Genomic DNA, 23,670 nt, shown 5'->3' on the forward strand with positions numbered 1-23,670 from the left:
CGCATGAGGAGCCGTCCTCACGCGTGCCTTCTGGAGAAGAGGCGGGCGCCGAGCACCAGGCAGACCACGGCGGTGACGACGGCGACCGCGGCGCCCGTCACGACGACCGAACCGGTGTAGTCGCCGTAGAGGGCGGTGCGCATGCCGTCCACGATGTACCGGAACGGCGTGAGCCGGGAGATGACGTCGAGCCACGCGGGCGCGAGCGTCATCGGGAGCAGGATCCCGGAGAGGAGCAGCAGCGGGATGGCCGCCACGTTCAGCAGGGGCGTGAACGACTCCTCGTTGCGCACGAGCAGGCCGAGCCCGTGTGACAGGGCGGACAGCCCGACCGCGATGGCCGCGACGAAGAGGAACATCAGGAGCAGGCCGACCAGCGGCGCGCGCAGGCCGAACACGTACGCCACGGCGAGCAGGACCACCGTCTGGACGAGCAGGACCACGGTGTCCCGCATGACCCGGCCGGCGAGCAGGGCGAAACGGCTCACCGGAGTGACCCGCATCCGCTCGAACACGCCCGAGCGCAGGTCGGCGATGATGGACAGGCCGGCGAACAGGGGGCCGAACAGGCCGAGCTGGATCAGCAGGCCGGGCACGAAGAAACGCCACGCCGCCCCGGCCGGCAGCCCGTCGACCCCGGCCCCGGCCACGCTGACCAGCAGCGGGCCGAGGAAGGCCAGGTAGAGCGCCGGCTGGAACAGGCCGATGATCGGCCACGCCGGGGAGCGCAGCGACAGCCGCATCTGCCTGACGAAGATCAGCGAACTCTCGGATATGAGGGACATTCACGCTCCTCTAAGGTCGGGGCCGCCGCCGCGCCGGGATCACGAGTGGTTCTCGTTCAGCGAGGATCCGGTCAGGGCGAGGAAGACGTCGTCCAGCGTCGGCCGGGCGATGTTGACGGATCGCAGGTCGAGGCCGGCCTGGTCCGCCGTGCGCATCAGCCAGACGAGCGCCTGCTCGCCGCCGCGCGCGGTCAGCCGTACGGTCTGCCCGGAGACGGCGATCTCGTCCAGGCCGGGGCACTCGGCGAGCACCGCCTTCGCGTGGTCGGCGTCGCCGCCGAGGGTCAGGCTGATCACGTCGCCGGAGATCCGGCGCTTGAGGGCGTCGGGGGTGCCCTCCGCGATGACCCGCCCGTGGTTCATCACCAGGATCCGGTCACAGAGGGAGTCGGCCTCGTCGAGGTAGTGCGTGGTGAGGAAGACCGTGGTGCCGTGTTCGTCGCGCAGGCGGCGGATGTGCGTCCACAGGTCGCTGCGACTCTGCGGGTCCAGGCCCACGGACGGTTCGTCCAGGAAGACCAGCGGCGGCTCGTGGACGAGTCCGAGGGCGATGTCGGTGCGCCGCCGCTGGCCGCCCGACAGCGTACGGATCGGCCGGTCCGCGAGGCCGGTGAGGTCGAGACGCTCGCACAGGTCGGCGGCCCGGCGTTCCGCGTCCTGTTTGCCGATCCCGTACAGCCGCGCCTGGAGGATCAGTTCCTCGGCCACCCGGCAGTTGCCGTCGGTGCCGCCGGCCTGCGCCACGTAGCCGATGCGGCGGCGGACGCCGGCGGGGTCGGCGTCCACGTCGACGCCGACGACGGTCGCCCGGCCCGAGGTGGGCTTGAGCATCGTGGTCAGGATGCGCAGGGTGGTGGTCTTCCCGGCGCCGTTCGGCCCCAGGAATCCGATGATCTCGCCGGGACGGACCTCGAAGTCGACACCCCGGACGGCCTCGACCGTCCTGCCGCCGACGGTGAACGTGCGGGTAAGCCCGGTGGCCTGGATGATGGGCACGGCCGCTCCTGATGTGCTCACGACCAGGCCGCCGCGACGGCGACGACCAGGTCACCCTTGTGTGTGATGGAGACGTCGACGCCGCGGACGCCGGCGGCGTCGGCGGCCGTGCGGGCGGCGCCCTCCAGCGTGACCTCGGGGGCTCCGGAGAAGGCGCGGGCGACCACGATCTCGCGGGGCGCGACGCCCTGGAAGAGCCCCATCCGGAACACCTTGAGCACGGCCTCCTTGGCGGCGAACCGGCCGGCCAGGAACTCCCTGCCGCGCTCCTCCGACAGGCCCTTGGCCGCCGCGAGTTCCGCCGGGGCGAACGCGTAGTCGTCGAACCAGCGGCGGGCGCGCAGCCGGTCCAGTTCGCCGATGGACATCAGGTCGACACCGACACGCATCAGACCACCCCTTCGACCACACGTCCGGGGCGGACGTCCCGGTCTCGCGATGTGAAATAGTCGTCCCGCAACAGCCCCTGGAAGACGCCGCGGCGGTGGATGTTGCCGGTGCCCTCCATGAACTCGAAGGCCCGCACGTCCCGGTACAGCTTGTCCAGCCGGGGATGCTCGACCAGCGACGCCGGGCCGAGCAGCCGGGCGGCCAGCAGGGTGGCGTCCTCGGCGAGGCGCGCGGCGCGCATCTTGACGCCGCTGACCCGGAACGTGTTGGGCGACCCGGCGTCGATCTCCGCCGCAACGTCGCGGAGGAGGCGGCGCAGCCGGTTCAGCCGGTCGATCGTGCCGTCGACCTCGGCGCGGTCCGCGCCGGCGAGCGCGGGCCGCTGTTCCAGCACGTAGTCGCAGGCCGCCCGGCCCACGCCCAGGGCGAACGCGGCGACGCTGGGCCGGAACCACAGCATGGCCTGCAGCGCTCCCTGCAGCCCGCGCCGGCTGCGCGGCCGGTGGCGGCCGAGCACCCGCTCGGGCGGGATGCGCATCCCGTCGAAGCGCAGCCGGCTGATCCGCGCGCCGCGCAACCCGATGATCGGGAGCGTCTCGGCGTGGAATCCGGGGTCGGCGGTGTCCACCATGACGGCCTCGATGCCCCACGGTCCCGAGGCCCGGCGGCAGAACACCACACCCACCCGCGCGTGCGCGCCGTTGCCGATGTACATCTTCTCGCCGCTCAGCACCCAGCCGTCGCCGGAGGGGTCGGCGTCCAGGCGGGCCGTGAGCTCGGTCGCCGCCGAGCCCTTCTCCGGTTCGGTCAGCGCGAAGAAGGCCCACGTGGGCCAGTCGGAGGTCCGGCCGAAGAACCAGTCCTGCTGTGCCTCGTCGGCCAGGGCCCGCAGGACCACCGTCGACAGGGCGGGCCCCGGGCTGGCCAGCGTCATGCCCGGATCGCCGTACGCGAGCCACTCCGCCGCGAGGATCCACTCGGCGCACGAGGCCTCCGCGGGCACGAAGGACGGCAGGAGGTCGTCGTGGCGGGCGAACCGCGCCGGGGTGAGCATGTGCTGCTGGAGCCGTACGGCGGGCAGGTGGAGGAACCGGTGGATGGCGTCCGGATCGGCGTCGAGCTCCGCGCCCGGTTCACGCAGCTCCCGCGCGGCCTCCCGGAAGTACTGTTCGAGCGCGTCCATCCGCTCGCCGCGCGTGTCCAGGGCGTACGGCGCGGTCTCAGGCATGGTGGTCCTCCGTCTCCGGCCGTACGCGGTGGTCCGGGCCGGGCTGGAGGTAGACGTTCCCCGCCACCTCGGCCAGGTAGAGGTCGGCGCCGGGCCCCTCGGCGAGCATGCCGTACCCGCCCAGGAGGCGGAGCAGGACCCGGCCGGTGCTGGTCAGGCGCTGGTGGCGGGCCCAGCGGACGTCTCGGCCGGTCTCCTCCTCCGGTTCCGCCGCCTCCTCCTGCAACTCCATCGCGACGTCGGCCAGATCGGCCTGGAGCTGCGGCCGCGCCAGCAGGCTGGTGCCCTCGCTGACCCGTTCGCCCAGGCGGGTGATCGTGTGCGCCAGCGTCCGGCGGAGCACGGTGTGCTGCAGCGCGAGCAGGCCCTCGGCGAACCGGGCGGCCGTCGCGTCGTCGCGGGCGCTGCCGGCGGACGCGGGCACGCACGCGAGCCCGAAGCGGCTGAACCTGCCCGGCCCGGCCACGCCGAGCGCCTCCGCCGAGGCGAGGACGCATCCGGACGGCGAGGCGACGAACCCGCCGGACGTTACGTCGGCGTGCAGGGCGTCGAGCAGGGGCGGGTAGCTCCCGAGAACGGCTGTGGTCATCGGCGCTCTCCCCCGGTGGCGGCCTCGCGGCGGGTGAACGTGGCGACGTGGCTGATCCCGGTGCGCGGATCGGTGTCGCCGAGCACGATCGTCCGGTAGGCGGCGCCCCATTCGGCGTGGTGCCTGGCGAACTCCAGCCAGACCCCGGTGCAGTAGGAGCCGGGCGGCGCCTGGTGGGCCTTCGGCCCGGCCGGGCCCGTCTCGGCGGCGTCGGCCCACGAACCGGTGACCACCAGCCGTTCCCCGGGGTCGGAGCCCTCCGGCAGCCCGGGCGGCTCGTCGAGCAGGGCGGCGAGATCCCGGTGCGGCCCCGCCGAGGCGAGCCCGGCCAGTTCCCAGCCGCCCGCGCCGCCGAGCACCAGCAGCACCGCCGAGTCCACCAGGTCGCCGTCCTGGACGAACGGCTCCGGGTAGGGATACGTCGTCTGCTCGACGACCAGCACGGCGGCGCTGTGGCAGCGGCCGGACCGCAGATAGGCGCCGGCGATCCGCAGTGCCGTGAACGGTGCGCCGAGCCCCTGCTCGGAGACCGCGAAACTCATGGACCGGCCACCGAGCACGTGACCGAGGTGCGCCGCCAGGGTCTTCTCCGGCGCGTGCGGGTCGGGCAGCGCGTACGCGACGATCAGCAGGTCCGGGCCGGGCAGCGGGCCGGGGGCCGCCCGCAGCACCCCCTCGGCGAGCTCCAGGAAGGTCGCGTTGCTCCCGCCCGCCGCGAACGACGTGTCGAAGCGCATCCCGTACGGGGCGAGCACACCCTCGTTGAACTCGGCGATGTCGGGTTCGAAGTGGCACGGACGGGTGGTGCGCGGCACGTAGGCGACCGCGGTCTCCAGTGACAGGGCCATGACGGTGCGTCAGCCGGCGTTGCCGGTGGAGACGAGGTCCACGAGCCCCTGGAGGTAGTCGACCAGGGTGCCGATGGTGCGGAAGCTGTCCATGTCGAGACCCTCGGGGTCGATCTCGACGACCATCGTGTCCTCCACGGCCATGAGCAGTTCGAGGATCGACGTGGAGTCGAGCTGAAGGTCGTCGAACAGCCGGGTGTCCTCCGTCACGTCGGGCACGTCCCGCTGGAGCACCTCGCCGACGGCCCGGACGACCGCTGCCACTATCTCGGATCGGTTCATTGCCAGTCTTCCCTTCTCACTGTGGGACTGTTCACTGCGCGACAGGCTGGGCGACGGGCTGGGCGACGGGCTGGGCGACTCGCTGTACGGCGGTCGGCTCCGCCGCGGACCCGGCGGCCGGGCCCGGCCGGTCGACGAGGACCTGCCTGCCCAGCAGGTCCTCGACGGTGTCGCGGTGCCGGACGAGATGCGCGGTGCCGCCGGAGACGAGGACCTCGGCCGGGTATCCGTGGCTGAGGAACAGCACCGGGGACGACGTGGGCCCGTAGGCGCCCGAACGCTCGACCCCGATCAGGTCGCCGGGCCGCACCTCGGGCAGGGCCACCTTGCGGCCGAGCACGTCGTCGGGGGTGCACAGCGGGCCGGTGATGGTGTACCGGCGGTCGGCGAGCTCCCCGGGGTGGTCGATCGACCGGATGGGGAAGTTGCGCTTGACGAAGCTGCCCACCCCGACGGCGGCCATGTGGTGGTTCATCCCGCCGTCGGTGACGACGAACCACTCCCCCTTCGACTGCTTCACGTACCTGGCCCGGACGACGTACGTGCCGCAGCGGCCCGCGAGGTAGCGGCCGAGTTCCATGATCACCCGGCAGTCCGGGTGCTCCGCGGCGAACTCCCCGACGACCGCGTTGACCCCGTCGGTCAGCCGGTCGAGGTCGAGGTCCTTCTCGTTCTCGAAGTACGCGATGCCGAGGCCTCCGCCGATGTCGACGGTCTCGAGCGGGAAGCCGAGCGTGGCGCTCAGCTCGCGCGCGGCGGCGAGGATGCCGGCGGTGTTCTGGACGACGCCGTCCTCGTCGAGGATGCGGGTGCCCATGTACGCGTGGATCCCGGTGACGCGCACGTTGCGCAGCGCGCGCAGCGCCGGCGCGCTCTCCAGCAGCAGCTCGTGGTCGATGCCGAACTGCCGGGGCTTGCCGCCCATCGACAGACGGGCCCCCTTGGTGGTGAACGCCGGGTTGACCCGCAGCAGGACGCGGGTCCCGGGCCGGCTGAGCCGGTCGAGCGCGGCCAGTTCTTCGAGCGACTCGCAGACGACGGCCGCGATGCCGTCCTCCAGGCAGGCCCGGAGCTCGCCCTCGGACTTGCCCGGCCCGAGGAAGATGACGTCGTCCGGCGCCGCGCCGGCCCACCGCGCCGTCGCGAGCTCCGCCATCGAGGACACCTCGAGGCCGGCGCCGAGCGACCGCATGACGGAGCAGACGCTGACGTTCGGGTTGGCCTTGGCCGAGTAGAAGATGTCGACGGCGGGATGCAGGCGCCGCCGGAGCTCCGTGTAGGCGTCGGTCAGCACATCGGCGTCGTAGATGTACAGAGGGGTGCCGAACCGGTCGGCGAGATCGGCGACCGGAATGCCCTGCACGGCGTACGCGTCGGTCATGAGTCCTCCCTGGGCTGGATCACGCCGGCGAGAGCGGCCTGTACGGCCCTGTCGAGCGCGGTCAGCCGGTCGTGGTCAGGAGCGGTGAGCAGGGTGTAGAGCCGGCCCTGGTGCGGCGTGCCGTCACCTGCACCGGCGTTGCCGGCGCCGATGTTCACCGTGCCGAAGCAGGTGACGATCAACCGGCCGCCGGACGCCGGGAACAGCAGCGGGCCGAGGACCCGGCGCAGGTCGTCGAAGACGAGCGGCGCCGCGGACCGCACCGGGTAGTGCCGGGCGAGGGCGACGTGACCGGGGGCGTGGAAGCGCTCGGTCATCCCGCCCTGGTAGGTCGACATGTTGAACCTGGCGTTGATCTCCAGGACGGGGTAGACCCGTTCGTCGTCCGCGACGATGGCGTCGATGCCCGCCACCCCGAAGAAGCCGTCGGCGGCCAGCCGGCCGCCCACCTCCTCGGCGGCGCGGCGCAGCAGGGCGTGCTGGTCGTCGTTCAGGTCCGCGGGCATGAGGTGCCCCTGGTGGACGCCGCGCTCGGTCAGCGCCTGCTTGACGAAGTCGAGCCGCACGCCGCCACGGCGGTCGACGGTGATCTGGTAGTTGAGGTCGGCGCGCTTGGGGATCCAGTGCTCGACCACCAGCGCGACGCGGTCGTCGCCGGTGCGGGCCGCGCGCCGTTCCAGGATGCGCACCAGCCGGTCGGCCTTCGCCGCGGTGTCGAGCACGACCAGCCCCTTGCCGGAGACGCCGTACGCGTCCTTGACCACCACCGGTCCCGGGAGGCCGGCGGCCTGGGCGAGCGCGTGCCGCAGCTCGCCGAGCGTCTCGCAGCACCATCCGGGCACGGGGGGCAGCCCGAGCTCCTCGGTGATGCGGCGGCTGTAGATCTTGCTGTTCACCCGCTCGAACGTCGCGGCGTCCGGCACGGCCAGCGGCACCTGGGCGGAGATCGCCAGCTTCTCCTCGAACTCCGAGGTCCCCATGGGGATGAGCCGGGCGCCCCGCCGGCCGAGGGCGCTCAGCCGGTCGAGCGCCTGCGGCGAGTTCAGCAGGTCCTCCGCGGTCGACCTGTCCCCGGTCGTCGTCTCCGGCACGAGCACCGCCGGAAGGCCGATCCCGAGATCCTCGCCGAGGTAGCGGAGGTAACCCTGGTCGGGCGCGTTCTTGACGAGGATGACGTCGCCGGGCCCGGCGAGCAGGAGGCCGAGCTCCTCCATCCGCTGGACCACTTCCGTCGGCGCCGCCGCCGGCGCCGGCAGGCCGATGTGGTGGCGCGCCCACTGGGTCTCCACCTCGAAGTTGCACAGGAAGGCCAGCGGCGTGGCCGGATCCCCGGTCAGCGCGGTCTTGAGCCGCCGGAGGTAGTCGGTGCTCTCACGTGTCACAGCGTTGCCCCTATCCGCCGATCACCATCGCGGCGTACGTCGCGCCCAGGCCGACGGCGGCGAGCAGATACACGCCGTCGTCGCGCAGCCGGCCCTCGTCACGCATGCTGGCGAGATTGATGAATGGGTCCGATCCGAAACAGTGGCCGAGCCGGGGAACGTTGTCGAGATAAATTCGCTCGACCCCGAAACCCAGTTCGCGGATTACGCTCCGCCACGACGAGTTGTTCACGTTGTGCGGCACGATCATCGTTATCTCCTCCGGCCTCAGGCCCGCCTCGTGAACGGCCTGGCGAAGGATCTCCACAACGGTCGGCGTGTAGGAGGTGAAGAAATCCGCGAGCACGTCGGGCTGCGGCCGGTACAGCTGCGCGTATTCGCCGCGCGTCCGCACCGCGTACGACCTGATGCGCCGGCCGGCGCCGCCCACACCGACCAGGCAGGCGGCCGACCCCTCCCCCATCAGCGTCGTGTTGGGGATCACGGAGAAGATCCGCGAGGTCGGCTTCTCACCGGTCACGACGAGCGCGCGCGCCTCCGCGTCACCGTCCGCCAGCAGAAGCTGTACGGCGACGTCGACGGCGGCGAGCCCGCTCGCGCAGTTCTGCTGAGTGACCGCGAATGCCTCTGCTTTCGGCAGGTCCAGCCTGCGGCAGAGCTCCTGAGCCGTGCTGACGTGCGCGGGGGCGACGTCCGGCGCGGTGTGCGCGTAGATCAGGTAGCGGATCCGGTCCCGGTCGGCCGCGGTGGGGACGAGCGCCCGGGCCGGCGTGCTCAGCAGGTCGATCAGGTCGAGGTCGGGGTCCATGGGCAGCCGTGCCAGGCCGTGGACGCGCTGGAACAGCCGGAGCTGGTGCCGGTTGATCCCCATCCGGTCGGCCACCTCCTCGATGGCGACCGACCGGCGCGGTACGAAACCCTGCACCGCCTCAATGGCCGGGACGGGGGCGGTGGGCATGACACGTGCCTCCACATGCGTCATCGGATTCAAACGAAGCACACGCTAGGCCGAGCCACCCGGGATGGATATTGGGGTTTTCCCTACCATCACCCGCCGGCCCCGCCGGGCGAGAGATGTGGAGATTTCCCCAATAGGCCGCCGGCCGCCCGGTTAATACCCTCCGTGTGAAATTCATCGATCCCCCGAGCGCTGAGTGTTCAGGAGGCGGCATGGGTGGCCTGATATTCACCGAACGCATTCACGTGAAATACGCCGGGGGACGCGCGGTGGAGGCGCCGCTGACGCTCGGGCAGATCAACACCCTCGAATGGCTCGGCGACGACACCCGGGCGGGGCTCTACCGCATGATGGAGTGGGCCGTCACGGTGCCGGACGGCACCACCCTCCGCGACGTGACCGACACCCTCGCGGTCCTGGTCGAGCGGCACGAGTCGCTGCGTACCTCCTTCGTCACCGGCGACGGGCGGCGCCAGGTGGTGTCGGGCTCCGGCCAGGTGGCCGTCGACGTGTACGAGACCGACGCCGACGCCGGCTCGCCCGTCGGCCCCGAGGAGGTCACCGACCTCATCTCGGCGTTGCAGGCCGCGCCCGTGGACGACGTGGCGGACTCGCTCTTCCGCGCCGCCGTCGCCATGCGCGACGGCGCCATCAGGGTGGTGCTCATCGCGTGCAGCCACCTCGCGGTCGACTGCGAGAGCCTGGCCGTGGTCGTACGGCAGTTCAACCATCTGATCCGCCACCCGGACGAGCGCCACGCGGGGCCCCTCACGCACCAGCCCGCCGACCAGGCGCTCGTCGAGAACTCCACCCGCGGCCGGCGCCGCGCCGAGGCGTCGCTCCGGTACTGGCGGCAGCTCACGTCACGGATGCCGCAGAGCCTCTGCGCGATGCCGCGGCCGGCCGACGGTGACGAACGCGAGGTGCACCACGACTACGCGGTGCCGGCCTCCGGCGGCGAGGGGCAGCCGCTCGGCTGCTGGCTCGACTCGCCCGCGCTGCGGCTCGCGCTGCCGCACATCGCGGCGCGTACGCAGACCACGCTGCCCATGGTCCTGTCGGCCGCGTTCTGCGCGGTGGTCTCCTGGCGCACCGGCGTCACCGACCTGGTGTTCGCCTCGCTGGCGAACAACCGGATCGGCAGGGAGATGCACGACTACGTCGGCACCCTGGCGCAGGACAGCCTGCTCGCCGTCGACGCCGGCACCACCAGCTTCGACGAGCTGGTCCGGCGGACCGGCGGCGCGACGCTGCGGGCCGCCATGCACGGGCTGTACGAGGTCAGGCTGCTCCAGGACCTCCAGGAGGAGATCGGCGACCGCCGGGGCACTCTGTTCCAGCGGGACTGCGCCTCCAACATCAACATCTTCTTCGACGGCGAGACGCGGCCGTCCGGGCCGCCGGAGGCGGCACAGGAGGCGCTCCCGCGGACCGCCCTCCGCTGGCACATCCCGCCGTACTTCCGGGTGCTGCTCCTGATGCGGGTCATCGACTCCGACGGCGAGCCGCTGCTCGGCCTGACCACCGGCCACGCCGACCTGATCCCCGCGGCCGAGATCGAGTCGCTGCTGCTCGGGATCGACCGGCTGCTCGCCGCGGCCGCCGCCGGTGACGTCGATCTCCGCCGGATGACCGAGATCACCGGGCTGACGCCGGTCGTCCGCGGCCCGGAGTGGCTGCGGGTGGACAACTGCTGGATCGAGCTGCCGGAGGTGCAGGCGGTGGTCGACGAGGCCGTCCAGGCGCCGGCCCGGGTGTTCGCCGTGCCGGACGACGACGGCCGTCCCGTGCTGACCGCCTATGTCGCCGCGGGCGGCGCGGTCAGTACGCCGCGGGAGGCCCACCGCGCCTGCCTGGGCCTGCTGAACGGGCGGTACTCCGCGATGGCGCCCGGCCGGTACGTGATCTGCGCCCGCGCTCCCGAAGACACCGGCGACCCGGACGCCTGGCGCAGCCAGCCCGTGCTCGCCGAGGGCGACGGCCGGGAGGCGCAGCGATGAGCCACGCCGAGCCGATCGCCGTACTCGGCCTGGCCTGCCGGCTTCCGCAGGCGCCCGGCCCGGACGGCTTCTGGCGGCTGCTGCGGGCGGGGACCGACGCGATCACCGATCCGCCGCCCGGCCGGCCGGAGGTCGCGCCGGGACACCGGCCCGGCGGGTTCCTCGACCGGATCGACGAGTTCGACGCGGAGTTCTTCGGGATCTCACCGAACGAGGCCGCCGTCATGGACCCCCAGCAGCGGCTCATGCTGGAGCTCGCCTGGGAGGCGCTGGAGAACGCCCGGATCGCGCCGACCTCCATAAGGGACCGCCACGTCGGCGTGTTCGTCGGCACGATGTCCGGCGACTACGGCACGGTGCTCCACCGCAACGGGCTCCAGGGGATCACCCGGCACACCCTGACCGGCTCCAACCGCGGCGTCATCGCCAACCGGATCTCCTACCACCTCGGCCTGCGCGGCCCGAGCTTCGCCGTGGACAGCGGCCAGTCGTCGTCGCTGCTGGCCGTACACCTCGCCTGCGAGAGCCTCCAGAGCGGGGAGGCGGAACTGGCCGTGGTGGGCGGGGTCAACCTGAACATCGTGCCCGAGAGCACCGTCGGCGCGGAGCGGTTCGGCGGGCTGTCGCCCGACGATCGCTGCTTCACCTTCGACGCCCGCGCCAACGGTTACGTCCGGGGCGAGGGCGCCGCGGCCGTCGTGCTCAAGCCGCTGCGCCGCGCCCAGGCCGACGGGGACCGGATCCACTGCGTGATCCTGGGCAGCGCCGTCAACAACGACGGGAACACCGGCACTCTCACCGTCCCGAACCGTGAGGCGCAGGAGCGGGTGATCGAGCTGGCGACGCGCCGCGCGGGCGTCGGCCGGGACGAGGTCCAGTACGTCGAGCTGCACGGCACCGGCACGCGGGTCGGCGACCCGATCGAGGCGGCCTCGCTCGGCGCGGCCCTCGGAACGGGACGGCCGGACGGCGACCGGCTCGCCGTCGGCTCGGTCAAGACCAACGTCGGGCACCTGGAGGGCGCGGCGGGAATCGTGGGCCTGCTCAAGGTGGCCCTCAGCCTCGCCCATCGGGAGCTCCCGCCGAGCCTGAACTACGTCACGCCGAACCCGGAGATTCCGCTGGACCGGCTGGGCCTCCGGGTCCAGACCGAGCTGTCCCCGTGGCCGAGGCCCGACCGGCCGCTGGTGGCGGGCGTGTCCTCGTTCGGCGTGGGCGGCACCAACTGTCACGTCGTGCTGGGCGAGCCCCCGGCGGAGCGTCCAGTGACGCGCCCGGCGGCACGCCCGGGAGAGCCCTCGGTGACGCACCCCGCGGAACCCGCGGCCGAGCGCCCGGTGGCGCGGGCCGCCACCACCGGCGACCTGCTTCCGTGGATACTGTCCGCGAAGACCGGGCAGGCCCTGCGGGCCCAGGCCGGACGCCTCCGGGAGTTCGCCGGGGCCGAGCCGCGGCCCGGGACGGCGGACGTGGCGCGCTCGCTCGCCGTGACGCGGGCCTCCCTGCGGGAGCGCGCCGTCGTCCTGGCCGCCGACCGCGCGGGGTTCCTGACGGGTCTCGCGGCGGCCGAACAGGGCAGCCCGGGCGGTCACCTCCTGCGCGGCGGCGCCGACGACGAGGGCACGATGGTCCTCGTGTTCCCCGGGACGCCCGAGGACGTCCCCGGCCACCTCGCCGCGGCGGCCGGGCTGCTGGACCTGCCCACCCCTCCCGGACGGACGTTCCGCCGTCACCTGGAGACGTGCGCGGCGGAGATCGAGCGGATCACCGGCTGGTCGCCGCTCGACGTCCTGCGCGGCGCGCCCGGAGCGCCCGGCGCCGACGCGCCGGAGGTCGCCCGGCCCGTGTCGTTCGCCGTCGCGGTGGCGTTCGCCGCGACCCTGCGGTCCTTCGGCGTACGGCCCGGCGCGGTCGTCGGCCATCTCGACGGCGAGATCGCGGCCGCCTGCGCGGCCGGTCTCCTGACCCTCGCCGAGGCCGCCGGTCTGGTCGTCCACGGCGGCGCGGGTTCCCACCCGGCCGGCCCGCCTGATTCCTCCGAACTGCCGTTGCCCGCCGCGGCCGTGCCCGCCGCGACAGCCCCTGACGCGACAGCCCCTGACGCGAGCGCGCCGGACGCAGGCGTACCGGACGCGGGCACGCTCGACGTGACGGCGCCGGATGACGGCGAGATCCCCTGCTACTCGACGCGTACGGGCGGCAGGCTCGACCGGGCCGCGGTCGGCGCCGCCGCCGGAGCCACACCTCCCGACGTCCCCGACCGGCTCGGTCCTCTCGTCGGCACTCTGACCCGCGAGGGCCACCGGGTCTTCGTCGAACTCGCGACGCATCCCGTGCTGACCGGCGCGACGGACACCGCCTTCGCCGCGGGGCCCGACCACGACGGCGTGCTGCGGTCGATGGCGCTGGCCTACGTCCACGGGGCCGACGTCGACTGGCCGGCCGTGCTCGGAGACGAGGCGGCCCTGGTCGACCTGCCGACGTACGCCTTCCAGCGCACGTCGCACTGGGTCACCCCGACCACCCCGCAGGCGACCGAACCGGCTCCCTCCCTCGCCGTGGTCACGACGTCATCGCCGGACGGCTCCGCCTGGCGGCGCGTGACGTCCGGGCTGCCGGAGGCGGAACGGCGCACGGCGGCGGTCGCCCTGGTACGCGAGCAGGTCGCCGACCTCCTCGGCCACGCGACCCCGGAGGCCGTCGGCGTGCGGCAGACCTTCGGCGATCTCGGCTTCGACTCCCTCACCGGCGTCGAACTGAGCCACCGGCTGAGCGCCGCGACCGGGCTGCGCCTGCCGGAGACGCTGGTCTACGACCATCCCACGCCGGTCGCGGTCGCCGAGCGCCTGCTCGGCGAGGCGGACGGCCCGGCGGCCACCGTGACGGCCGGTACGACGACCGCCGCCGTCGCGGAGGCGGCCGACGATCCGATCGCCGTGGTGGCGATGGCCTGCCGGTACCCCGGTGGCGTACGGTCGCCCGAGGACCTGTGGCGGCTGGTGGAGTCCGACGTCTGCGCGGTGTCCGACGTACCCGCCGACCGCGGCTGGCAGGTCCCCGCCGTCGGCGGGTTCCTCGCCGACGCGGCGGGCTTCGACGCCGACTTCTTCGGCATCTCGCCGCGCGAGGCGCTGGCCATGGACCCGCAGCAACGGCTGATGCTCGAAGTCACCTGGGAGGCCCTGGAGCGGGCCGGAATCCCCGCCGCGACGCTCGCGGGCGGCGACACGGGTGTCTACGTGGGCGCGATCCCGCAGGAGTACGGCCCGCGCGGGCACGAGGGACCCGACGAGCTCAAGGGCTACCTCCTGACGGGCGGCACGGGCAGCGTCATCTCCGGCCGGATCGCCTACACCCTCGGCCTCGGCGGCCCCGCCGTGACCGTCGACACCGCCTGCTCGTCGTCGCTGGTCGCCGTGCACATGGCCTGCCAGGCGCTGCGGCTCCGCGAGTGCGGCCTGGCCCTGGCCGGCGGCGTGACCGTGATGGCCTCCCCCACGATGTACACCGAGTTCGGACGGCAGCGCGGGCTCGCCGCCGACGGCCTGTGCAAGCCGTTCGCCGCCGCGGCGGACGGCACGAGCTGGGGCGAGGGCGCGGCGCTGCTGGTGCTCGAACGGCTGTCCGACGCGCGGCGGAACGGCCACCCCGTCCTGGCGCTGATCCGCGGCAGCGCGGTCAACCAGGACGGCGCCAGCAACGGGCTGACCGCCCCCAGCGGCTCCGCGCAGCGGCGGGTGATCCGGGCGGCCATGGCCGCCGCCGGGCTCGGGCCCGCGGACGTGGACGCCGTGGAGGCGCACGGCACCGGCACCTCGCTCGGCGACCCGATCGAGGCCGAGGCCCTGCTGGCCACCTACGGCCGGGAGCGGCCCGCCGACCGGCCGCTGCTGCTCGGCTCGGTGAAGTCGAACATCGGTCACTCCCAGGCCGCCGCCGGGGCCGCCGGGGTCATCAAGATGGTGATGGCCATGGACGCGGGCGTCCTGCCGAGGACGCTGCACGTCGACCGGCCGACCCCCCGCGTGGACTGGTCCTCCGGCGGCGTCCGCCTCCTGACCGAGGCGACCGGCTGGCCGGACGCCGGCCGTCCCCGCCGTGCGGCGGTGTCGTCCTTCGGCATCAGCGGCACCAACGCGCACCTCATCCTGGAGCAGGCCCCGGCCGCCACGTCCCCGGAGACCGCGCCGCCGCCGACCACCCAAGCGGACGGCGGGACGCCCGCGACCTGGCTGATCTCGGCCAAGACCGAGCCGGCCCTCCGGGCGCAGGCGCAGCGGCTCAGGGACCACGTCGCCGCCCGCCCCGGCCTCGACGCGAACACCGTCGCGGCGGCCCTCGCGACGGGCCGTACCCTGTTCGAGCACCGCGCCGTGATCACGGCGGCGAGCCGGGCGGCGCTGCTGTCCGGCCTCGGCGCGGTCGCCGCGGGCGAGCCCGCTCCCGGCGTGCTGCGCGCCGCCGGAGGGGCCGGCAAGACCGCCTTCCTGTTCGCGGGGCAGGGTAGCCAGCGGCCCGCCATGGGCCGTGAGCTGTACGAGGCGTCCGAGGTCTTCGCGGCCGCGCTCGACGAGGTCTGCGCGCACCTCGACACGCATCTGTCCGCGCACGGGGACCGGCCGCTGCGCGACGTCATGTGGGCGCCCGCCGGGTCGGCCGAGGCGGAGCTGCTCGGCCAGACCCGCTACACCCAGCCGGCGTTGTTCGCCCTGGAGACCGCGTTGTACGCGCTGGCCCGGGAGCACGGCGTCACGCCGGACTACCTCATCGGCCACTCGATCGGCGAGCTCACCGCCGCGCACGTCGCGGGCGTGCTGTCGACGGCCGACGCCGCGGCGCTCGTCACCGCCCGCGGACGGCTGATGCAGGAGTTGCCGCAGGGCGGCGCGATGGTGTCGATCCGCGCCGCCGAGGACGCCGTACGCCCGCTGCTCGCCGGGCACGAGGAGAACGTCGGCGTGGCCGCCGTCAACGGCCCGGCCGCCGTCGTCGTCTCCGGCGACACCGACGCCGTGCTCGACGTCGCGCGGCGCTGCGAGGAGCTGGGCTGGGCGACCCGGCGGCTGAACGTCAGCCACGCCTTCCACTCGCCGCACATGGACGGCATGCTCGGCGACCTCCTCGACGTCGCCGCCGCCCTGACCTTCCGGCCGCCCGCCATCCCCGTCGTGTCCAACCTCACCGGCCGGATCGCCACCCAGGAGGAGCTGTGCTCGCCCGCGTACTGGGTGCGGCACGCGCGCGAGGGGGTGCGTTTCCTCGACGGCGTCCACCGGCTGGCCGAACAGGGCGTCACCTCCTACCTGGAGCTGAGCCCCGACGCCGTGCTCGCGCCGCTCGCGCGGACCACCCTCGCGGCCCTGTCGCCCAAGTCCGGCCCGGCGCCGGGGTTCATGCCCGTCCTGCAGCGCGGACGCCCGGAGGCCGAGACCGCCGACCGGGCCGTCGCCTGGGCCCGGGCCCGCGGCGCGGGCGTGCCCCCGCACCCGGGTCGCGCCGGGTGGCCGGCCGCCTGCGCCGACCTGCCCACGTACCCCTTCCAGCATCGGCACTACTGGCTGACCGCCACCCCCGGTCCGGACGCCTCCGAATCGTGGCCGTCCACGGCCGTCCCCGCCGAGACGCGCTTCTGGGCCGCCGTACGCACCGGGGACACCGGCGCGGTCGCCGACGCGCTCGGAGTCACCGGCCCGGACGAGCGGTCGTCGCTGGGCGCCGTCGTCCCGATCCTGTCGGACTGGCACCAGCGGCACAGCGAACGGGCGGCCGCCGACGGACGGCGGTACCGCGTCGCCTGGCGGCCGATCCCCGTGACGGCGGCTCCCGCCCCGCGCGGCGTCTGGCTCCTGGTGGTCCCGGCCGGGTACGCGGACCACGAATGGGTGACCGCGTGCGCGGACGCCCTCGCCGACGGCGGCGCCGACGTCCGGACGATCGCCGAGGTGAGCGGCGACGCCGGCCGGGACGTGCTCGCGTCGCGGCTGCGGGCCGCGCTGAATCATGGCAGCACGGGTGACGGGACCGCGGGTGGCGGATCCGCGGGTGCGGGCGGCGTGCTGTCGCTGCTGGCGCTCGACGAACGCCCGGACCCGCGTCATGCCGAGATCTCGCGTGGCCTGTCGGCGACGCTGACGCTCGTGCAGGCCCTCGGCGACGCCGCGCTCGACGCGCCGCTGTGGTTGCTGACCCGCGGGGCGGTCGGCACCGGCTCCACGGACCCGGTCGAAAGCCCCGCGCAGGAGCAGATCTGGGCGATCGGCCGTTCTGTCGCCCTGGAACGCCCGCGCTCGTGGGGCGGCCTGGTCGACCTCCCGGCCGACACCCGCTCCGCGCCTCTCCTTCGTACGGCCCTGAACGGGCCCGGACACGAGGAGGAGATCGCGATCCGCGCCGCCGGGCTGTTCGGACGCCGGCTGGTGAGCGCCTCGCGGCCGCCGTCCGCCGGCGAACCCTGGCGCCCGCGCGGAACCGTCCTGGTCACCGGTGGCACCGGCGGCCTGGGCGCCCACGTCGCTCGATGGCTGGCCGCGGGCGGAGCCGAGCACCTGGTGCTCGCCAGCCGCCGGGGCAGGGCCGCGCCGGGCGCCGAGGCCCTCGAAGCGGAGCTCACCTCGCTCGGCGCCGCCGTCACCATCGCCTCCTGCGACGTGGCCGACCGCGCGGCGCTGGCGGAGCTGGTCGGCACCGTGACCGCGGAGCACGGCCCCATCCGGTCGGTGTTCCACACGGCGGGGGTCGGGCGGCGCGTGCCCATCGAGGACCTCACCGCGAGCGATCTCGCGGAGGCGTGCTCGAAGGCCGCCGGCGCCGCCAACCTGGACGAGCTGTTCGGCGAGACCGCGCTGGACGCGTTCGTGCTGTTCTCCTCGATCGCGGGCGTCGGCCTGTGGGCCACCACCGGCCAGGCCGCGTACGCGGCGGCCAACGCCTTCCTCGACGCCCTGGCCGAGCGGCGCCGCGCCCGTGGCCGCACCGCGACCTCGCTCGCCTGGGGTCTGTGGGCCGGGCCGGGGATGGGCGCGGACGCCGTGTTCGCCCGCCACCTGCAGCGGCACGGCGTCGAGGCGCTGCCCCCCGAGCAGGCGATGGCCGCGCTGCAGTACGCGCTGGACGACGACGAGACCTGCGTGACCATCGCCGACATCGCGTGGGAGCGGTTCGTGCCCCCGTTCGCCGCGGCGCGTCCCCGTCCGCTGCTCGACGACCTGCCGGCGGCGCGGGAGGTGCTCCGCGCGCCTGAGGACGCCCCCGCGTCCGGACTGTCCGGCCAGGGGCTGCGGCGGGAACTCGCCGCCCTGCCCGCCGCCAGGCGGCGCCCGCGGGTCCTGGACGTGGTGCTGAGCCACACGGCGGCGATCGTCGGCGAGTCCGCCGAGGCGGTCGACGCGCGCAGGCCCTTCCGCGACCTCGGGTTCGACTCCCTGATGACCGTCGAACTGCCGGAACGCCTCACCGCCGCAACGGGCCTGGCGCTTCCCGCCACGCTGGCGTACGACCACCCGACGCCGGACGCGGTCACCGACCACCTGTACGCGGAGCTCACCGGCACGTCCGACCGCGTCGCGGCCCCGGCCGCCGCCGCGCCCGCGCCGGTGGACCCGGACGCGGATCCCATCGCCATCGTCGCGATCGCCTGCCGCTATCCGGGCGGCGTGCGCTCCCCCGAGGACCTGTGGGACCTGCTGATGTCCGGCGCCGGCGCGGTGTCGGAGTTCCCCACCGACCGGGGCTGGGACCTGGACCGGCTGTACGACCCGGACGGCGAACGACCCGGCACGTCGTACACGAACCTCGGCGGCTTCCTCGAAGACGCCGGGGAGTTCGACCCCGCCTTCTTCGACATCAGCCCCCGCGAGGCCGTCGCGATGGACCCGCAGCAGCGGCTGTTGCTCACGCTCGCGTGGGAGGTCATGGAACGCGCCGGGATCGACCCCGCCACCCTGCGGGAGAGCGACACCGGTGTCTTCGTCGGCGCGTCGTCGCACCAGTACGGCGGCGACGGCACACACGTCCCCGAGGACGTCGCCGGGCACCTGCTGACCGGCACCGCGCCGAGCGTGAACTCCGGCCGCATCGCGTACGGCCTCGGCCTGCGGGGACCGGCCCTGACGGTGGACACCGCCTGCTCGTCGTCGCTGGTCGCCGTGCACCTCGCCGGGCAGGCGCTCCGCTCCGGGGAGTGCGGCATGGCGCTGGTCGGCGCCGCCACGGTGATGGCCACCCCGACCGTGTTCACCGAGTTCAGCAGGCAGCGCGGGCTGGCTCCCGACGGCCGGTGCAAGCCGTTCGCCGCCGCCGCCGACGGCACGGCGTGGAGCGAGGGAGCCGCGATGCTCCTGCTCGAACGGCTCTCCGACGCGGCCCGCAACGGCCACCGGGTCCTCGGCCTCCTCCGGGGCAGCGCCGTCAACCAGGACGGCGCGAGCAACGGGCTGACCGCGCCCAACGGCCCGGCGCAGGAACAGGTCATCGCGCAGGCGCTCGCCGCCGCGGGGCTCGGCCCGGCCGAGGTGGACGTCGTGGAGGCGCACGGCACCGGCACCGCGCTCGGCGACCCCATCGAGGCCAGGGCGCTGCTCGCCGCGTACGGCCGGGACCGGGAGGCGCGGCCGCCGCTGCTGCTCGGTTCGGTCAAGGGCAACATCGGGCACACCCAGGCGGCGGCCGGAATGGCCGGGATCATCAAACTGGTCATGGCGATGCGGCACGGCGTGCTGCCGAGGACGCCGCACGTCGACCGGCCCACCCCGCACGTCGACTGGTCGTCGGGCGCGGTACGCCTGGTGACCGAACCGACCGCCTGGCCCGGCACGGGCCGGCCGCGCCGGGGAGGCGTCTCGTCGTTCGGCATCAGCGGCACCAACGCCCACGTCGTCATCGAGCAGCCCGCACCACAGGAGAAGCCGGAACCCGTGCACGGAGGGCCCCCGGCCCAGGTGCCCGGAACGCGGACGGAGACGGCATCGCCGGCGCCCTGGCTGGTCTCCGCGCGCACGGAGACGGCGTTGCGGGCGCAGGCGGCCCGGCTCCGCGACTTCGCCAGGAGTCACCCGGAGCTCCCCCTCGACGACGTCGCTCACGCGCTCGTCACGACCCGGCACCCGTTCGAGCACCGGGCCGCCGTCACCGGCCGGACCCACGCCGAACTGGCCGAGGCGCTGGACCGGCTCGCCCGTGGCGAAGGTCCTCTCGACACCGTCCCCGGCATCGTCACCAGCGTGGTCCAGGGCGTCGCGAAGGCGGCACGGACCGCGTTCCTCTACCCCGAGGCCACCGGGCTCCTCAGCGCCGGGCCGGTCAGCACGGGACAGGCAGCAAACGGGCAGATCGGTGACGGGCGAATCGGTACCGCACCCGGGCTGTACGAGGCGTTCCCGGTGTTCGCCGCGGAGTTCGACGCCGTCCGCGGCGCACTGGACGCCCATCTGGACACTCCCCTGCGCGACGTGCTCGGCACCGCCCCCGGCGCCCTCGGGGACGACTCCTCCGCCCACGCGCACGCGGCCCGGTTCGCGGCCGACGTGGCGCTCACCCGGCTGCTCGAATACTTCGGGGTCACGCCCGAGTACGTTCTCGGGGCCGGGAGCGGCGAGCCGGCCGCCGCCTACGTCGCCGGTGCTCTCTCCCTCACCGACGCCGCGGCCCTGGCCGTCGCCCTGGGCCGGTTCGCGGGCCAGTTGGCGGGCCGGGGCGACGAGAACGCGGCGCTGCGCGAGGTCCGCACGGTCGTCGGGCGCACCCGGTTCGTCGAGCCCGCCATCCCGATCGTCCACGGCTCGACCGGACGGTTCCTGACAGCCGATGATCTGGCCGACCCCGGGCACTGGACCCGCCGGGACGCCACCGGAACGTGGGACGGCGCCGGGCTGCTCACCGCCGGCGGAGCGGGCCGTGTCCTGGTGCTCGGTCCCACCACGCCCACCCCGACCACCATGCCCACGCCCGCCGAGGACGACCCGGCCGCGACACACCAGCCGGCCTCACCGCATCACGGGACCGGCACACCGCAGCACCCAGACGCACCGCACCAGGCAGGCACAACGTTCCGCCCGGGCGCGCCGATCGCGGTCGTACGGCCCGGGCAGGGCGCGGCGCAGGGCCTCATCGCCGCGCTGGCCGAGGCGTACTGCCAGGGCCTTGCCGTCGTGTGGCGGAACGTCCTCGCCGCCGGACGGGGCACACCCGTCGATCTTCCGACGTACGCCTTCGACCAACGGCGGTTCTGGCTTCCGGCGTCCGGCCGGAGCCACGCCTCCGCCGTCTCGCGGGCGGCGGAGCGCCACCCCCTGGTCGACCAGGCGATCGAACTCGACGACGGCGGCATGCTGTTCACCGGCGGCCTCTCGGCGCGTACGCAACCCTGGCTCGCGGACCACGAGGTGCACGGGCGCGTCGTCGTGCCGGGCGTGACGTTCCTGGAACTCGCCGCGTGGGCCGCCCGGCAGACCGGGTGCGCCGAGGTCGTCGAGCTGACGCACAAGGCCCCTCTGATCGTCCCGCCCGAGGGCAGGGTCGAACTGCAGCTACGGGCCGGACCCGCCGGCCCGGCCGGGCGACGGGAGTTCTCGCTGCGGTGCAGGGGCGAGGGCGAGGCTCGCGGGCGTCCCTGGTCGCAGCTGGCCACCGGTGTGCTCGGCCCGGCCCGGCCCGGCGGTGTCGCGGCTTCGCGGAATGGGACCGCGAAGACGGACCGGCCCACGGGCGGCGTCCCCGGCGGCGCGGTCCCGATCGAGGTCGGCGACTTCTACCGGCGGTTCAACGCCCGGGGCCACTACGGCTGGGGTCCGGTGTTCCAGAGCGTCCGCGCCGCCCACCGGCACGGCGACGATCTCTACGTCGAGCTTCGGCTGCCCGAGGACCGGCGCCTGCATCCCGGCCTGTTCGGCCCGCACCCGGCTCTGCTCGACGCGACGATGCACGGGCTCGGCCTGGACGGCGCGCCGGAGCGGCTCGTCGACCTGGTCGCCGACGCCGGAGAGGAGACCGCGCGGCCCCGCATCCCGTTCATCTGGAACGGGGTCGTCCTCTCCGCACACGACGCGCGTGAGCTCCTGGTGCGGATCTCACCGGCCGGTCCGGGAGCGGTGTCGATCACCGGGTGGGACGAGACCGGCCGCCCGGCGGTCGTCGTCGAGTCACTGCATCTGCTGCCCGTCGCGCCGGAGCAGCTCGGGCGTTCGGCCGGCCGCCGCGGGGCGTTGTACCGCGTCGCCTGGCCCGTCGTCGAGCCGCCCCATGAGACGCCGTACGAGAGACCGCGGCCCATTGTCACGGCGCACCCCGGTGATCTCTCCGCCGCGTGGGCGGCCGTCGCGGCGGACGGGGAGCCGCCCGCCGCGGTGGTCGTGCCGCTGCCGCCGGACGACCTCACGCCCGCCGCGGCCCGCCGCGCGACCCGCCGCACGCTGGAACTCGCGCAGCGGTGGCTCTCCGACGACGCCCCCGCCGGCGTACGGCTGGTCTTCCTCACGCGGCACGCGGTGGCCGCCCTCCCCACCGACCCGGTCGAGGACCTCGCCAACGCGGCGTCCTGGGGCCTGATCCGGTCGGCTCAGGCGGAGAACCCGAACCGCTTCACGCTCGTCGACGTCGACGGGACGCCCGCTTCCCGCGACGCGATCGCGGCGGCGGTGGCCACCGGCGCGCCGCAGATCGTCATTCGAGACGGCATGCTCCATCGGCCGGAGCCGGTGCAGGTCCCCCTGATCACGGGCCGGAACGGCCGGCGCATCGACCCCCAGGGCACGGTGCTCGTCACCGGCGGAACGGGCGGCCTCGGGGCACTGCTCGCCCGGCACCTCGTCATCGAGCACGGCGTACGCCATCTGATCCTGGCGAGCCGCCGGGGCGACGCGGCGGCCGGCGCCCACCGGCTCGTCGCCGACCTGGCCGGCCTCGGGGCCGAGGTCAGGGCCGTCGCCTGCGACGTCGCCGACCGCGGCGCGGTGGAGGCGCTGCTCGCCGCGGTCCCGGCGGACCATCCGCTCACCGCGGTCGTCCACGCGGCGGGCGTGCTCGACGACGCGGTGCTCACCGCCATGTCCGCGCGGCAGGTCGAGGACGTCATGCGGCCGAAGGCCGACGGCGCCTGGCACCTCCACGAGCTCACCCGCGGGCTCGACCTGGACGCCTTCGTGTTGTTCTCCTCCGTGGCGGGCGTGCTCGGCACCGCGGGCCAGGCGAACTACGCGGCGGCCAACGCGTTCCTCGACGCCCTCGCCCGCCACCGCCACTCGCTCGGGCTCCCCGCGATGTCGCTGGCCTGGGGGCTGTGGGAGTCCGACGGCATGGGCGGCCGCCTCGGTCCCGCCGACCTCGAACGGATGCGCCGCGCCGGAATCACGCCGCTGCCCGTCCAGGACGGACTGGGGCTGTTCGACGACGCACTCGCCGTGGCGGAGCCACTGATCGTGCCGGCCGACCTGGACCTCGCGGCGACGCGTACCGGAACCGTGGCCACGCCGGAGCCCGAGGCCGGGCCGGACGTCATGGGCGCGCTGCCGCCGTCGGGCCTCTCACCGGACGAACGGGACGCGCTGCTGCTCGACCTGGTCGTCGGGCAGGTCGCCGAGGTCAGCGGTCACGCCGCGGACTGGATCGAGCCGAACGCCACCCTGTTCGAGCTCGGCCTGGACTCGCTCATGATCGTGGAGTTGCGCAACCGACTCGCGGCCACCAGCGGGCTGGCCCTGCCCGCCAGCATCGCGTTCGACCATCCGACACCCGCGGCACTCGTCGACCACCTGCGGGACCGGCTGGCCGGAGACCGCGAACCGGCGGACGCCTGATGCCGCGAGCACGCCCGATGTCACAAGGCCGTCCGACGTCCCG

The 23,670-nt window shown here is 74.4% G+C and carries 12 protein-coding genes; 2 read left to right on the top strand and 10 right to left on the bottom strand.

Annotation, left to right across the window (positions count from 1 at the left end; all coding sequences use genetic code 11):
* Positions 1 to 17 precede the first annotated feature (17 nt).
* From FED44_RS26880 to FED44_RS26925, 10 genes are read right to left on the bottom strand one after another with little or no spacing between them, the layout of a single operon-like run.
* Complete coding sequence (locus FED44_RS26880; protein ID WP_111701593.1) at positions 18 to 785, bottom strand: ABC transporter permease; 768 nt, start codon at positions 783 to 785, stop codon at positions 18 to 20.
* Between the two features lie 39 nt (positions 786 to 824).
* Positions 825 to 1,775 (bottom strand): ABC transporter ATP-binding protein, encoded by a 951-nt coding sequence (locus tag FED44_RS26885; RefSeq protein WP_111701604.1) that lies wholly within the window; start codon positions 1,773 to 1,775, stop codon positions 825 to 827.
* Positions 1,776 to 1,798: 23 nt separating this feature from the next.
* Positions 1,799 to 2,170 (bottom strand): holo-ACP synthase, encoded by a 372-nt coding sequence (locus FED44_RS26890; protein ID WP_111701594.1) that lies wholly within the window; start codon positions 2,168 to 2,170, stop codon positions 1,799 to 1,801.
* A complete protein-coding gene (locus FED44_RS26895) occupies positions 2,170 to 3,399 on the bottom strand; it encodes an acyl-CoA dehydrogenase family protein (protein WP_208759194.1) in 1,230 nt (409 codons plus the stop codon). The genes FED44_RS26890 and FED44_RS26895 overlap by 1 nt, the downstream gene beginning before the upstream one ends.
* Positions 3,392 to 3,988, bottom strand: a complete 597-nt coding sequence (locus tag FED44_RS26900; RefSeq protein ID WP_111701595.1) for a hypothetical protein — start codon at positions 3,986 to 3,988, stop codon at positions 3,392 to 3,394. The genes FED44_RS26895 and FED44_RS26900 overlap by 8 nt, the downstream gene beginning before the upstream one ends.
* Positions 3,985 to 4,836: a hypothetical protein gene (locus FED44_RS26905; RefSeq protein ID WP_138462461.1), complete on the bottom strand. Its 852-nt coding sequence runs from the start codon at positions 4,834 to 4,836 to the stop codon at positions 3,985 to 3,987. Before FED44_RS26905 ends, FED44_RS26900 begins: the two co-directional genes overlap by 4 nt.
* A gap of 9 nt (positions 4,837 to 4,845) precedes the next feature.
* A complete protein-coding gene (locus tag FED44_RS26910; RefSeq protein ID WP_111701597.1) occupies positions 4,846 to 5,118 on the bottom strand; it encodes an acyl carrier protein in 273 nt (90 codons plus the stop codon).
* Positions 5,119 to 5,149: 31 nt separating this feature from the next.
* On the bottom strand, positions 5,150 to 6,499 hold the full coding sequence (locus FED44_RS26915; RefSeq protein WP_138462462.1) for a type III PLP-dependent enzyme: 1,350 nt from the start codon (positions 6,497 to 6,499) through the stop codon (positions 5,150 to 5,152).
* A complete protein-coding gene (locus FED44_RS26920) occupies positions 6,496 to 7,881 on the bottom strand; it encodes a preATP grasp domain-containing protein (RefSeq protein ID WP_138462463.1) in 1,386 nt (461 codons plus the stop codon). The genes FED44_RS26915 and FED44_RS26920 overlap by 4 nt, the downstream gene beginning before the upstream one ends.
* Before the next feature lie 10 nt (positions 7,882 to 7,891).
* Positions 7,892 to 8,839, bottom strand: coding sequence for a ketoacyl-ACP synthase III family protein (locus tag FED44_RS26925; protein WP_138462464.1), 948 nt, complete (start codon positions 8,837 to 8,839; stop codon positions 7,892 to 7,894).
* A 212-nt stretch (positions 8,840 to 9,051) separates the two neighbouring features.
* Here FED44_RS26925 and FED44_RS26930 point away from each other — a divergent pair, with 212 nt between their 5' ends.
* Together FED44_RS26930 and FED44_RS26935 are read left to right on the top strand one after the other, a co-directional pair.
* On the top strand, positions 9,052 to 10,839 hold the full coding sequence (locus FED44_RS26930; RefSeq protein ID WP_138462465.1) for a condensation domain-containing protein: 1,788 nt from the start codon (positions 9,052 to 9,054) through the stop codon (positions 10,837 to 10,839).
* Positions 10,836 to 23,627, top strand: a complete 12,792-nt coding sequence (locus tag FED44_RS26935; protein ID WP_138462466.1) for a type I polyketide synthase — start codon at positions 10,836 to 10,838, stop codon at positions 23,625 to 23,627. The genes FED44_RS26930 and FED44_RS26935 overlap by 4 nt, the downstream gene beginning before the upstream one ends.
* The last annotated feature ends 43 nt before the right edge of the window (positions 23,628 to 23,670 follow it).

The sequence above is a fragment of the Microbispora triticiradicis genome, from assembly GCF_005864065.1.
In the GTDB taxonomy this organism is placed as follows: Bacteria; Actinomycetota; Actinomycetes; order Streptosporangiales; family Streptosporangiaceae; genus Microbispora; species Microbispora triticiradicis.